Raw genomic sequence first — 14,749 nt, 5'->3', positions numbered from 1 at the left:
ACAGAACTTTAAAAAAGCTTGTTCTCTATAGTAAAGTCAAAATTAAAAGTGTAATCATTTTTGCTACCCTTGATTAGTATTTTTTGCTCTTCGAGATTATTACAAATACTTCGTACTTTTCTACCAAGAGTCTCGTATGTTTTACCTACTATTTCTTTACCATATAAACGACGGTATACCTCAGGTGTGATTTCAGCAGCTTTTAGAGATTTTTGATTGTATTTTGAATAAAGATATATAAGATTTAAAATGTGTTTAGCGACTTTGTCATAATGGATATAGTCGTTTCCTAAAGCAGTAATAAACTCTTCAGTAAAATCAATTTTTAATAATATTCGATCTAAAACATAAACAGGATTTTCCTCAGTACTACTAGCATGTTCAACAATTAGTTTTCCTTTTTTCAAATCTTGTAAAACAGTAAAGTGATTATTACTTTCTGTTAATAAAATAGAAAATAGTCTCTGCTGATTTACTAATTCTGATTTATAAAAATATGCTAGAACTGCTTTGTGTTCAAATGTTAGCTCACCTTTTAGTTTGGTAGTTAAATAATAATTAAAACCTTGAAGCCATGTTTCTATACTTTCGTCTACCAGTTTACCTGAATGTATTTTTAAACTAATACTGTCCTCTTTAATTTCATAAGTAGGCAGATCAATTTCATTATCTAAAGCAGCATTAACAAGCGATGCCATTCCTCGTCCTTGACTTTCAATTTTATCAAAAACTTTTAGGACTGATGCTAGTTTTGGGTTTTTACTCTCGGGAATCCCTGGGACCAATCTGCGAACAGCAATATCTGTTTCTGTGTGTATAATTTTAATTTTTTCTTTAAATGAACCGGGGTTCTTGATTTCAATATATTGATTAGGCTCAACAGTGACCGTAACAAAACTATCAATAGTATAGTCTCGATGCGCTAAGGCATTGTTAATGGTTTCTCTAATTAGTTTCTCTGGATATTCAGGTTCGCTCTTGCCTCCTTCACGAATTGTTCTGTTAATCTTGATATGACCCCAAATATATCTAAACGTATCTTCCATTAGATTAATAACATCATTTCGAAACATTTTTTTATCTTTTCCGATGTCAACACTGGTATCATAGTAACAATTAACTTCAACTCTTGAACCTAAAAAATGAAAAGGTTCCTCTCCGCAAACTAACATCCCTAATGTAGTTATCCAGTCTTTTTGGACAAAATATTGCTTAATTAAAAATGACTTAGCCTGATCGTGACTAGCCTTAAAAGTTTCATTCCTAATCTCTTTACTAAGCAGACTAATATAGTTATTAATTTTATCTAAACTTAGATCATCAATTTTTGCCTCCTTAACTTTAGCTAATTCTTTGGCGTATTCGATTTCTATTTTATATTCCTTTTGTCTTTGTATTAGTGAGACAGGAATTATTTTGTCTTGCGTCAATTTTCGTTGGTAATAAAAATCATTATACCGTAAAAACTTTTCATCGTCAGGTAAAGGATAAACTGCTATTATAGCAATTTCTCCATTTAGAAAGTTTTCATAATCAAAAAAGATATAATTAGATAAATCAACGAATTTATCTTGGTCATTTTGAAAATGTTTTGAATGTAGATTGATCAAATTATTTTCGTTATTTCTATCAAATCCAGTAAAAGAGTATTTCTTATCACGCTCTCTAATACCACAAATAACAATTCCCCCATCTGTATTCAAAAAAGCACAAATAGTTTCGTGAAGTGATTTCCAATCCCCCTTTGTAGATAAATCTTTTAATTCTACTTTAGATTTTTCAACATCAATAAATACTCCACTTTGAATAGAGTGGGCTATTGTATTTATGGTTTGGGTTATAAATTCTGACTTCATTCTTTCACTTATTTATAATTGATATAAAATTACTGTTTTTTATTTATATTCAAACTAGTATTTAATAGCTTAGGTCTGAATAGACAAGATACTCAGCATTAAATTCTAAATAATATCTACTTTTTTCGATTTTAAAAGTTGATGCAATTTCAAATAAATATGAGATCGCGCACCTTCTGAACAATTGAAAATTCTCAAAACTATTATAAAACAAAAAAGCCACTCAATTTCTTGAATGGCTTTCTAAAAGCTCCCCCTCTTGGGCTCGAACCAAGGACCCTCTGATTAACAGTCAGATGCTCTAACCAACTGAGCTAAGGAGGAAACTGTATATTTTTATTTTTTTAAAGAACGTCTTATTTATTTGCTTTTGAATAACTCTGTTTGTTTGTCTAAGCGGTTGCAAAGATAGGCTATCATTTGGTTTCTGCAAATAAAATTGAAACTTTTTTTCATTTTTTTTACTTCCCTACAATTGCTTTGTAAACGTCATTTCCGTTTGCAAATAGTAATAGTGTTATAAGTAAAACAAAACCAACTAATTGTGCGTTCTCTAGGAATTTATCGCTAGGTTTTTTACCCGAAATAATTTCGTATAATAAAAACATCACATGACCACCATCTAGTGCTGGAATAGGCAAAAGGTTCATTACACCAAGCATTATAGACAATAAAGCAGTAATAGTCCAGAACATTTCCCAACTCCAAGTTTTTGGGAAAATATCAAATATAGCTTTGAAACCACCAACTTGTTTGTAAGCTTTAGTTTCTGGATTAAAAATCATTTTTAATTGTTTTCCGTATCCTACTAATTGATCTTTTCCTCTAGTTATACCTACAGGAATTGATTCTAATAACCCAAATTCTTGTTTGCTTACTTTATAGTACCCCAGTTTTTCTAAAGATTCCATTCCCAATCTTCCAATACCTATTCCTAGTTTTCCTTCAGAATTGATTTGAATAGGTAATTTAATTTCTTTTTCGTCTCTTAGGATTAAAGCTGTTACGGTTTTGTTTTTATTATTTTCAAAAACTGTTTTGGCTTGATCATAGTACTTGGTAGTTTGCCCATTTACAGAAACAATAATGTCTTTTGGCATTAAAGCAGTATTTTTAGAACCTTCAGAAATAGGTCCTACCACAAATGGCATTCTAATATCAAGTAAACTTTTTTTCTCAACTTTTGATAATTGGTCAACAAAATCATTTGGCATATTAATAGTTTGTTCTGTTGCGCCTCTTTTTATGATGACTTCTTTCGCCATGATTACTTTCATGGTAAGATCATTGTCAAATTTTACAATTTTTTCACCATCAACAGATACAATGTGGTCTCCAGTTTTAAAGCCTACTTTTTGCATAGTTTTATTTTCTACAAGTAAACCGTCTTTCAAGTCTTCATTTGCAATATAAGTATCACCGTACGCAAATGCCATACCTATATATATTATGAAAGCTAAAATAAAATTTACAGTAACACCACCAAGCATAATGATTAATCGTTGCCAAGCTGGTTTAGATCGAAATTCCCATGGTTGCGGCGGCAAAGCCATTTGTTCTTTGTCCATGCTCTCATCAATCATTCCGGAAATTTTCACATAGCCACCAAGCGGCAACCAACCGATACCGTATTCGGTTTCGCCAATTTTCTTTTTGATAAGGGAATATTTTACGTCAAAAAATAAGTAGAATTTTTCGACTCTTGTTTTAAATAATTTTGCAGGAATAAAATGTCCTAACTCGTGAAGTACAATAAGTAAGGATAAGCTCAATAAGAATTGAGAAAGCTTGATAAATAAATCCATTTTTTAATTTTGATTCTTAATATGATGCACAAAAATAGGGTTTTCTGTTTGTATATTTTACAATAATTGTTCCAGAGCAATTTAAAAGTTTGTTAATTATGTTAATTTGAAATAGAACTTTGAAAGCTGAATCTTAACTTTACTTTCTTAAATCCCATTATTTAGGATTTATATCACTTTAAAACACGTATAATGTCGTCAAAATTATTTTCTCCTATTACCATAAAAAGCATCACGCTAAAAAATAGAATTGCAATTTCTCCTATGTGTCAATATTCAGCTCAAGACGGTTTTGCTAATGATTGGCATCTGGTACATTTGGGTAGTCGCGCTATAGGAGGCGCAGGATTGATTATTCAAGAAGCCACATCGGTTTCACCCGAAGGTAGAATCTCACCAGAGGATTTAGGACTTTGGAATGACGAGCAAATTGTGAAGATGAATGAAATCAATACTTTTATTGTAAGTCAAAATTCAGTTCCCGGAATACAATTGGCGCATGCCGGACGTAAAGCCAGCTCTGCGTCACCCTGGAACGGTGGGCGTAAACTTGATGATTCACAAGGAGGTTGGGATACTGTAGCACCAAGCCCAGTTGCCTACCATCATACTGAGAACGCTCCTCTTGAACTTCATGAAGCAGGAATACAAAAAGTAATTTCAGATTTTAAATCAGCTACAAAAAGAGCGGTTCAAGCAGGATTTCAAGTGATGGAAATACATGCTGCGCACGGGTATTTATTGCATCAATTTTTATCACCGCTGTCTAATTTTAGAACGGATAATTACGGTGGAAGTTTTGAAAACCGAATCCGATTGACGCTTGAAGTTGTTGAGGCCGTACAATCAGAATGGCCTGATTATTTACCCTTGTTTGTAAGGATATCAGCAACTGACTGGGCTGAGGGTGGATGGGACTTAGAGGAATCGGTTCAACTTTCTAAAATTTTAAAAGGAAAAGGAGTTGATTTAATTGATGTTTCAACCGGAGGTTTGGTGTCGCACCAGCAAATTCCGTTAGGACCTAACTATCAAGTTCCTTTTGCCGAAAGCATAAAAAATGAAACTGGAATTCAAACAGGAGCGGTAGGTTTAATTACGGAAGCTGCTCAAGCCGAGGAAATCATTGCCTCTGGAAAAGCTGATTTGGTATTTATAGCACGAGAATCTTTGAGAGATCCTAATTTAGGTTTGACATTTGCCCAAGAGTTAGATGCCGATATGGAATGGCCAAAACAATACGCTAGAGCGAAACAGTAAGGTTTTGAAACATATAAGTCATATAAGTTTTTTTAAAAGGGAACAGTTGAAAGTTCAAATTCTAATTTTTTTTAACCATTAAGAAATTAAGAAAAGTTAAGGGTTTGCCTGGTTTCTAAATAATTTGAAATCTTATATGACTTACATGTTTAAAATGAACACGTCACAAATTTGAAACTTATTTTATGCAAAAAATAAAAACAGCTCTATTGTCTTACGGAATGTCAGGCAAAGTTTTTCATGTTCCTTTTTTAAATTTCCATCCAGGATTTGAGCTCATTGGTTCTTGGGAACGCAGTAAAAAATTACTACACCAAGATTTCCCAGCTTTAAAAAGCTATGCTTCACTAGCGGAGGTTTTACAAGATGATATAGATTTAGTTGTTGTGAATACGCCTGTGGCTACACATTATGAATATGCAAAACAAGTTTTAGAGGCAGGAAAACATGCTATTGTAGAGAAAGCTTTTACGACAACAGTTGCTCAAGCAAAGGAGCTTGCAGCTATTGCCAAAGATAAAAATGTTAAATTGTCTGTTTTTCAAAATAGGCGTTGGGACAGTGATTTTAAAACCGTTCAACAAATTATTTCAGATAAAGTATTGGGTAAAATCGTGGAGGCTGAGATTCATTTTGATCGGTACAATCCGCTTTTGAGTCCAAAGTTACACAAAGAAACAGTTACTGACGGATCAGGAATTTTAAAGGATTTAGGTCCCCATATCATAGATCAAGCATTGTGTTTGTTTGGTTTGCCAAATTCAGTTTTTGCTGATATCCGCATTACGAGAGAACATTCCTTGGTAGATGATTATATTGATCTGTTGCTGTATTATGCTAATTTTAGAGTGCGTCTAAAAGCGGGATTTTTTGTTCGGGAAGCCAATCCTGCCTATGTTATTCATGGCGAAAAAGGGTCTTTTTTAAAACCTCGCGGTGATGTACAGGAAGACGAACTAAAATTAGGATACAAACCAAATTTAGAAACTTGGGGAACGGAGCCAATTGAAAAACAAGGTTTGTTGCATACCGAAATTAATGGAGAAATAATTCGGGAAATCGTACCTACGCTTCAAGGTAATTACTATGATTTTTTTGACGGTGTGTACCATTCAATTGTAAATAATAGTCCAGAACCAGTCACCGCACAAGAGGGCGTACACGTCATGCAAATTATTGAAGCGGCACTACAAAGCAACGCTCAGAAAAGAGTAATTGATTTGTAATAAGTCTTTTTTAACTTTCATTTTCATCAACTAAAATGTTCGTTATATTTTCAAAAAGCTGCGTTGATGTACTTGAATTTATAAACAATAACGTTGTAATTTTTTTCAAATAGGTTGTTTCAATACAGCCAATCATTGCTTTTTGTAATTTTGGCCCTAAAATTAAAAACAATCATTTTGATAGACTTACAATTTCTTGGAAAAACCAGAACCAAAGCCAAGCTAAAAAAGAGTTATACACAAGCAAAAGTTTCTTATTTAAATCGCATACGCTGGGCGGTATCTGTATTTTACTTCGGGATGGGGTTGTGCTTTGCTACCTGGGCAAGTAGAATTCCAGATATCAAAACATCGTTGCATCTCAGCGAAGGAGCATTAGGAACCATTTTGTTTGCTTTGCCACTGGGGCAACTTATTGTTATGCCTTTCTCTGGTAAACTAGTCACCCGTTTTGGGAGTCATAAAGTTTTGATAGTTGCATTATTCATGTATGTAGTGAGCATGACAAATTTAGGTTTGGCTACAGCCGCATGGCAATTGTCATTAGGATTATTTGTTTTTGGAATTTTTGGAAATCTGTCTAATATTGCGGTCAACACACAAGGCGTCTATACAGAGGAATTATTCAAAAGAACCATCATGGCTTCCTTTCATGGCATGTGGAGTTTTGCAGGTTTTACAGGAGCATTAGTAGGTCTAGCCATGTTGTCCTTGCAACTCACGCCATACATTCATTTTATAATAGTAGCTGCGCTAGTACTTTTAATGATGCTATTTAACTTTAAGCATTTGATAAAAGCCAAAGAAAAGATACAAACAGAACAGAAAAAATTATTTTCAAAACCAGATAGTTCCTTGCTATGGCTAGGAGTCATTGGCTTTTGTTGCATGGCCAGTGAAGGTGTGATGTTTGACTGGAGTGGAGTTTATTTCAAAGATGTAATTAAAGCTCCAGGACCGCTTGTTATCTTGGGTTATACTTCATTTATGATCATGATGGCTAGCGGACGCTTTATAGGAGATGCCATTATTTTAAAATTCGGACGCAAGGTAGTATTACAAGTAAGTGGAATTCTCATTTCATCGGGGCTTTTTACAGCTGTATTTTTTCCATATGTGATACCAGCAACTATAGCGTTTATGTTTGTAGGATTAGGTGTTTCAACTATAATTCCAACTGTTTATAGTGTGGCTGGAAAAACGCCTAATGTTTCGCCAAGTGTAGCCTTAACAACCGTTTCTAGCGTAAGTTTCCTTGGTTTTTTAATGGGACCACCCATAATAGGATATATAGCTGAGTTGTCAAGTTTACGTTTTTCATTTGCATTTATAGGTGTTTTTGGACTTTTGATTGCCGTAATGGTTTCAAGAATTAAAGCAATCAAATAATGTTTTAGGAGCAGTCTAATTTTTTTTCTTAAGCATTAGTATTCCTGCTGTACGCAGTATCTTTCCTGTCCTAAAAAAGGACAGGAAAGGATACTTACTCCCATCAGGGCTATACAGAAGAATTTATTTTCATCAGAAAAAAATTCAATTTTTTTTTGATGAAAACCAATATGTTAATATTTTTTTAGTACTTTTAATATTATAATTCTTTCAATCAATATAATAAGTACGTCGCCCAGTTGCTAATACCACACAAACTGTAGCGTTTTTTCAAAGTTTATACCACGTTTCCAAAATTCACATTTAATTTTTTTGTTGTTGTCCTACATAAGGATAACAACTAGTAATGATTTTAATTCAGCTGTTGCTCGTGCAATGGCTGAATTATTATTACTGTTTATTTAATCTTAAATTATTTGATGTTGAATTTATGAGTAAACTGTGTTACCTATTGTTTTTTATCTTTTTTTGGAGTGGTATTCAAGCTCAAGAAAGCACTGGTTTTTTTGGAAAAATAATCGATTCAAAAACTCAAAATCCCATTCCATTTGTTGTTGTTAGTGTTCAAAACACATCCTTGATGCAAGTCACAGACAAGGAAGGCAAGTTTGTTTTTGAGGGTGTTTCACCTGGTGCTATTTTGGTTTTGGTTCACAGTCAAGGCTATAAAGATGCCTTATATCCGCTGGAGATAACAGCCAGAAAAATGGTAGACTTAGGAAATATAAGTCTTCAAGACGATCAATCTTTAGACTTGCAAAGTAGCATTATCACATTAATGGACAGTGATTTTAATGATGAGAACAGTTCCTCAGAAAGTACCTCTGGATTATTGCAATCATCTCGGGATGCTTTTCTACAAGCTGCCGCTTTTAACTGGGGACAAGCTCGTTTTAGAGTACGTGGTTTAGATAGTGAACACTCCACCATGATGATCAATGGGGTAACTATGAATAAGGTATATGATGGTAGACCACAATGGGGTGAATGGGGCGGCTTAAATGATGCACTTCGCAATCAAGAATTTACCTTAGGAACCGCACCTTCTGATTATACTTTTGGAGGCATCCTTGGAACACAAGAAATAAATACTCGAGCCTCTATTTATAGACCCGGAACCAGAATTACATTTTCTGGAACTAATACTAATTACAATTGGCGCTCTATGGCTACGCATGCGTCTGGTATGAGTAAAAAGGGTTGGGCCTATGTGGTTTCAGCAGGAAAACGCTGGGCTCAGGAAGGTTATTTTGAAGGAACAAATTACGATTCGAATTCGTTTTTTGTAAGCCTCGAAAAAAAATTAGGAACCCAACACGCTTTTAATCTAACGGCTTTCTATACGCCTAACACCAGAGCTAAAAACTCCCCAAATACTGCTGAAGTAACTCAGTTGACCAATCCCAGATACAGTTCTTACTGGGGTTTTCAAGAGGGTAAAAAACGCAATGCTCGCGAAAAAACAATAGAGGAGCCTATTTTTATGCTCAATCATTATTTTAAAGTCAATGATAAAACAAATTGGAATACTAGTGTTTTTTATCAAATAGGTACTACTGCAAATAGTACCATTGATTATCAAAATGCCAATAGTCCAGATCCTACGTATTATAGAAAAATGCCCAGTTATTATTCCTCACTATATGCGCCTGATCAAGGAGAGTTTTCCGGAGCATTTACTCCTGATCTTGAAAATGCTGACAAAAGTAAAGCTGCTTTTTTAGCCAATCCACAACTAGACTGGCAGTCATTATACGTAGCCAATCAAAAGCCAATATTAGATGGAAATGGCAACATCACAGGTTATGAACCTGCTAGAAGTAAGTATGTTTTGTATGAAGATCAAGTACAAGCCGAAACGGGAGCAGTGACTACAAATGTAAGTTCATCATTATCTGAAAATATCTTCATGAATGCAGGGGCTTCTTTTAAGAAAATGAAATCAAATAATTCACAAGTTTTAGTTGACTTACTAGGAGGTTCTTATTTTGATGATATTGATGCGTTTTATGATGGCAATCAATCACAATCTGATTTAAACAATCCCAACAGGCAAATAGGAGTAGGGGACAAATACGGTTACAATTTTAATTTTTTTGCTAATGTTTTAGAGGCCTTTACGCAGTTTAAATTCTCATATAATAAAATAGATTTTTATTTGGCGCAGCAGTTTTCGTCTACAAGTTATCAACGCGAAGGCTTGTATAAAAACGGCATTTACGAAACTAATTCTTTTGGAAAAAGTGATAACATATCCTTTGAAAACTTTGGCTTTAAAGGGGGTTTAAGTTTCAAAATTTCGGGCAAACAAGTGATAGTATTAAATGCTGCTCATGCTACAAAGGCACCTACTTTACGAAATACGTTTGCCAATGCCAGACTCAATAACACTATTGTAAATGATATAGAAAGCGAGACTAATAGCAGCATTGATGCTAGTTACGTGTACCGTTCCCCAAAACTGAAAGCAAGAGTAACCGCTTATTTTTCTAAATTGAGAAATGCTACTCAGATTTCCTTTTTTTATGCCGAAGGAATTTTTGATGACGGCGCAGGTTTTTTGAACACAGATGCGTTTGTGAGTCAAACTCTGACTCAATTAAACAAGAAAAATATAGGAGCCGAGTTGAGTTTAGAATACCAATTGACTCAAACCATAAAAACCACATTTGCTGCTGCAGTGGGCCAGTATACCTTTGATAATAATCCAAAAGTTACGCTCACAAATGATGCTGAAGCAACCCCAGAAAATAATGCTCCTGTATTTGATTTTGGAAAAGCATCTCTTAAAAATTACAAACAAGCAGGAATGCCTCAGCAAGCATACTCGCTGGGACTAGAGTACAGAGACCCAAAATACTGGTGGATCAGTGCCAATGTAAATTATTTAACAAACACTTACATTGATGTAGCTCCTATTTTAAGAACCGAAATTTTTTATAAAAATCCAGCAAATGGTTTTAATTTTCCCGAAGCTACAGAGGAGCGTGCAGCACAATTATTAAAACAAGAAAAGTTTGATCCCGTAACCTTACTCAATATTATAGGAGGAAAATCATGGATTATTTATGGCAAAAATGTAGGTGTTTTTGCAAGCATCAATAACGTGCTAAATACAACCTACAAAACAGGAGGTTATGAACAGGCACGCAATGCCAATTTCAGACAGGTTAATCAAGATGTTAGTAGTGGGACTCCCTCTTTTGGACCCAAATATTTTTATGGTTATGGCCGAACTTATTTTGTGAATCTTTATATCAATTTATAATTCAAATCATATGAAATTAAAACTGTACTTTTTTGTAGTGCTATCTCTAGCGTTATTTAATAGTTGTGTGCTTGATGAAGTACCTGCACCAAAACTTACATGTAACCAGCCCAATTTTGTAACAAATAAATCAGTAAGTGACATTCATGCTACTGCAAATGCTATTGTAACGCAGTACAAGTATGACGATGTTATTGAGGCTTACGTAGTCTCTAGTGACGAATCGGGGAATTTTTTTAAATCAATATCTTTTCAAACCTTGGCAACAGCCACAACCCCTGCTCTTGGGTTTAGTGTTCCTGTTGATGCTACTAATTTGTACATAGATTATAGATTGGGAAATAAAGTGTTTATAAAACTAAAAGATCAATACACAGATATAGATTTTGGCGGGGTACGTATTGGTAGCATTTTTGTAAACTCTTACAATCAAGGCGGTGTGGGACGATTGTCTCAAAACGATTATAAGAAAGTATTGAACGCTTCTTGTGTGACCGTTAAGGAGGAAGCCCTTGTGCGAACTGGAACAATGGAGGCTTTACTAAAAGATTCCAATTTGAATACTTTGATTGAGTTTAAAGAGGTTCAATTTACCGAAACAGCTGTAGGACGTCACTATTTCGAAGAAGCCAATAATGTAGGAGGTGCCACAAATTGGGGTTTGAATGACAAAATGGGAAATCAAGTGTATGTAAGAACCAGTAGCTTTTCTAATTTTGCTTCAAAAATAGTCCCAGATAAAAGCGGAAAAGTACGAGGTGTACTCACTAAATATGGAAATGATTTTCAGTTGCTGCCTCGCTCAGAGCAAGATATTGTAATGACAACACCAAGAGCAACGCCTTTTTTCTCTCAGAATTTTGATCAAGTGGCAGACAACTCCAATTTGAGTTTGCCAGGTTGGGGCAATTTTGTAAAAGCCGGTTCTTTATTCTGGAAAGGTTCAGTTTATGCAGGAAATGGGTTTGCTGAGTTTAGCATATCAGGTACCAAAGTTATCTCTAACATTGCTTGGCTAATTACTCCAAAAATTGATATGGATCAGCATACAAAAGAGGTTTTAACTTTTAGAACAGCGCAACATCACTTAGACATTGATTCTCCATTAAATGCATTAGAGGTTTATGTTTCTTCTGATTTTGATGGGCTGAATGTTACTACGGCCACTTGGAAACCATTGACGGTGAACCTGCCCAAACAAGCAACGCCATGGTATCAGTTTATAGGCAGCGGCGCCATTGATTTATCAGGGTATACTGGGAAAATCAATATTGCTTTCAAATACATAGGGTCTGGACGAAACTTAGCTCTTGATGGTTCGTTTCAAGTAGATGACGTACAAGTTTTTGGGGAAAAATGATTTCTTTTATTATCATTCTTGAATTGCTATATTTGCAGCAATAATCAAATATAAAACCTATGAAATCTATAGTACTTGCCCTCATTTCTATTTTATTCGTATCTTGTTTAGGGGACAATGAAGCACAAAAACAAGTAGACTACACTGCACAAAACGAAAAAGAAATAGTAGATTATATTGCCAAAAATAAATTGAATGCCATAAAAACAGGTACCGGATTGTACTATGTGATTAATGAGCCTGGAACTGGAGATCAGCCAAAAGCAACCTCAAATGTTACGGTAGCCTACAAAGGATATTTTACCAATGGATCTGTTTTTGATGAAAGCAAACCAGAAGGAATTTCTTTTGGTTTAAATCAAGTGATCAAAGGATGGACTGAAGGAATTCCTTTTTTCAAAAAAGGTGGTAGCGGTGTTTTATTAATTCCGGCGCACTTAGGCTACGGAAGTAATGCAACCGGTCCTATTCCTGGAGGTTCGGTGCTGATTTTTGATGTAAAATTGATATCCGTAAATTAAGTTCCTTTTTACACGAATAAAAAAGAGAAATCTGCTCCGGTAGATTTCTCTTTTTTTTTATTACTTTTTGATACTGTATTCTTGAAAAACTTCTGGTAAATCAGAATTAAAAGAAAAACGGTACATAGGTTTTTGTATTTTAGCAACCCCAAATCGAAACTAAAAACAAATGAAGACCTATCTATTTGCTCTTTTTATAATGGCAATGCCATGCCTATTGCTCAGTCAAAGTCTTAAGCCTGAGGTAAAATTAAAAGCGATACACTGTGTAAAAACAAATTTCAAAAATTTAAAAGACGGTGAAATCATTCATAAAAACTACACTTTTAAAGATGGAAAGTTACTCAGCATCAAAACATCTGATGTGATTCAAAGTTTCTTTTACAATCCAAAGGAACTATTGGACATGACGGTCAAAGAGCGCGTAGGCAGTAATTGGAAAGAGGTAATTAATTATACGTACAACAACAATGATCAGCTCATAAAATTCACCAAAAAATATGAAGAAGGCGGCGAACTAGTTACTAAAACCGTTACCATAAGTTATGAAGGATCGCGCGTAAAAGTAACTACTAAAAAAAGCACCAACCACCAAATCGTGCTGGATGACATTGAATATGTAGTTGAAAACGGAATAATAGTAAGACGTTCCACAAGAGACAGAAACCAACAAATTGTTAAAAAAGTAGAGTATCTTTATTTTAAAGAAAACCCCATACGCCACAAAGATTTATTGGGTGACAAACAAATAAAAAACTTCACCTTTGATGATAAAAATTCAGTAAACGCCTTGCTGGTGCAAAATATTTTCGGAACGCATTATAAAGTTATTGTACCCATTATTTCATGGCATGAAGAAGAATTTGAGTTTGAATCTATTGGCAATAACAATGTTTTAAATTTTAGTTCGACCGCAGTAGATGCCGTTGGAAAGACAAGGAAGTACAAGTACAACGCCGCAAATTTTCCAGTATCGTGTTCTCTTATAGAATCAAACGGAATTGTAAAAACTGAAATTAGTTATAGTTATGAGTAAGGCATCACTAAAACAAATTTATATACAAAAGGCTGTCCTACAAGACAGCCTTTTCATATTTAATGATTACTTAATTACTTTTTAATCTCTATAATACTGATGGCATAACCACCACCAGGAGCAGCAAGTACATCTAGTTTTGAAGCGTTAGTAACTTTAACTTTTTTAATTGTATACGCTTGCGGATTGGTTTTATAATGTGCGTCTTTAGTATCAGCATAAACAGTAGCTTCGTACGTTTTACCTTTATCTAAAAAATCAAATTTTAGTGTTGCAGTTCTGGGCGTTTCGCCATTAACATTACCCACAAACCAGTTGCTGGTACCTTTGGCTTTACGCGCAACGGTTACGTATTGACCAGGTTCTGCTTCAAGGTATTTGCTGTCAGACCAGTCAATAGCTACATCTTTAATAAACTGAAACGCATCTGGAAAACGGTCATAATTTTCTGGTGTATCAGCCGCCATTTGTAGCGGACTGTACATAGTCACGTACAAGGCTAACTGATTAGCAAGTGTACTATTGACATGAGAATTATTGTCTTTATTCAACTTGCTCAAGTCCATTTCAAAAATTCCAGGAGTATAGTCCATAGGTCCACCTATTAAGCGTGTAAAGGGCAAAACCGTTACGTGATTGGGCTTTGACCCGCCAAAAGATTGGTATTCTGTTCCTCTTGCCGCCTCGTTACCTATTAAGTTAGGATACGTTCTCGCAATTCCTGTTGGTCGTACCGCTTCGTGAGCATTCACCATAATTTTATAATCGGCTGCTTTTTCAATGGCGTATTGGTAATGATTGATCATGAATTGGTTGTAATGATTGCCACCGTTTTCGATGATATCCCCAACATAGCCACTTTTTACAGCATCGTATCCGTTGTCTTTCATGAATAGGTACGCTTTGTCTAGGTGGCGTTCATAATTACGCACTGATCCTGACGTTTCGTGGTGCATGATCATTTTTACGCCTTTTTCTTTAGCATACGCTTGCAAACCTTTCACATCAAAATCAGGATAAGGCGTCAC

10 protein-coding genes and 1 tRNA gene are annotated in these 14,749 nt (G+C 34.8%); 7 read left to right on the top strand and 4 right to left on the bottom strand.

Annotated features, from left to right (window positions below; genetic code table 11):
* Positions 1–8: 8 nt before the first annotated feature.
* From K5V07_RS00055 to rseP, 3 genes are all read right to left on the bottom strand, one after another.
* On the bottom strand, positions 9–1,856 hold the full coding sequence (locus tag K5V07_RS00055; protein WP_144890040.1) for an RNA-binding domain-containing protein: 1,848 nt from the start codon (positions 1,854–1,856) through the stop codon (positions 9–11).
* A 250-nt stretch (positions 1,857–2,106) separates the two neighbouring features.
* Positions 2,107–2,180, bottom strand: a tRNA-Asn gene (locus K5V07_RS00050).
* Positions 2,181–2,317: 137 nt separating this feature from the next.
* Entirely contained in the window at positions 2,318–3,661 is a 1,344-nt protein-coding gene (gene rseP / locus K5V07_RS00045; protein WP_144890043.1) for an RIP metalloprotease RseP, read from the bottom strand.
* A gap of 192 nt (positions 3,662–3,853) precedes the next feature.
* Here rseP and K5V07_RS00040 point away from each other — a divergent pair, with 192 nt between their 5' ends.
* The 7 genes from K5V07_RS00040 to K5V07_RS00010 all read left to right on the top strand — a co-directional run bounded on the left by K5V07_RS00040 (position 3,854) and on the right by K5V07_RS00010 (position 13,721).
* Positions 3,854–4,921 carry an NADH:flavin oxidoreductase/NADH oxidase gene (locus tag K5V07_RS00040; RefSeq protein WP_221915863.1) on the top strand — a complete coding sequence of 356 codons (1,068 nt, stop codon included), beginning with the start codon at positions 3,854–3,856 and terminating at the stop codon, positions 4,919–4,921.
* 185 nt (positions 4,922–5,106) lie between these two features.
* A complete protein-coding gene (locus K5V07_RS00035) occupies positions 5,107–6,147 on the top strand; it encodes a Gfo/Idh/MocA family oxidoreductase (protein WP_221915862.1) in 1,041 nt (346 codons plus the stop codon).
* 177 nt (positions 6,148–6,324) lie between these two features.
* Positions 6,325–7,536 (top strand): MFS transporter, encoded by a 1,212-nt coding sequence (locus K5V07_RS00030; protein ID WP_221915861.1) that lies wholly within the window; start codon positions 6,325–6,327, stop codon positions 7,534–7,536.
* A gap of 430 nt (positions 7,537–7,966) precedes the next feature.
* Positions 7,967–10,804 carry a carboxypeptidase regulatory-like domain-containing protein gene (locus K5V07_RS00025; RefSeq protein ID WP_221915860.1) on the top strand — a complete coding sequence of 946 codons (2,838 nt, stop codon included), beginning with the start codon at positions 7,967–7,969 and terminating at the stop codon, positions 10,802–10,804.
* 10 nt (positions 10,805–10,814) lie between these two features.
* Positions 10,815–12,164: a DUF5689 domain-containing protein gene (locus tag K5V07_RS00020; RefSeq protein WP_221915859.1), complete on the top strand. Its 1,350-nt coding sequence runs from the start codon at positions 10,815–10,817 to the stop codon at positions 12,162–12,164.
* A gap of 59 nt (positions 12,165–12,223) precedes the next feature.
* Positions 12,224–12,685: an FKBP-type peptidyl-prolyl cis-trans isomerase gene (locus tag K5V07_RS00015; protein WP_221915858.1), complete on the top strand. Its 462-nt coding sequence runs from the start codon at positions 12,224–12,226 to the stop codon at positions 12,683–12,685.
* A 169-nt stretch (positions 12,686–12,854) separates the two neighbouring features.
* Positions 12,855–13,721: a hypothetical protein gene (locus K5V07_RS00010; protein WP_221915857.1), complete on the top strand. Its 867-nt coding sequence runs from the start codon at positions 12,855–12,857 to the stop codon at positions 13,719–13,721.
* Positions 13,722–13,795: 74 nt separating this feature from the next.
* On the opposite strand, the gene K5V07_RS00005 is transcribed toward K5V07_RS00010, so the two are convergent.
* On the bottom strand, positions 13,796–14,749 hold a 954-nt coding region (locus K5V07_RS00005), incomplete at its 5' end, for a glycoside hydrolase family 97 catalytic domain-containing protein (RefSeq protein ID WP_221915856.1).

The organism is Flavobacterium sp. CHNK8 (genome assembly GCF_019774515.1).
Classification (GTDB): domain Bacteria; phylum Bacteroidota; class Bacteroidia; order Flavobacteriales; family Flavobacteriaceae; genus Flavobacterium; species Flavobacterium tiangeerense.
The sequence above is the reverse complement of the archived record's forward strand: the minus strand, read 5'-3'. Positions and strand labels throughout refer to the sequence as shown.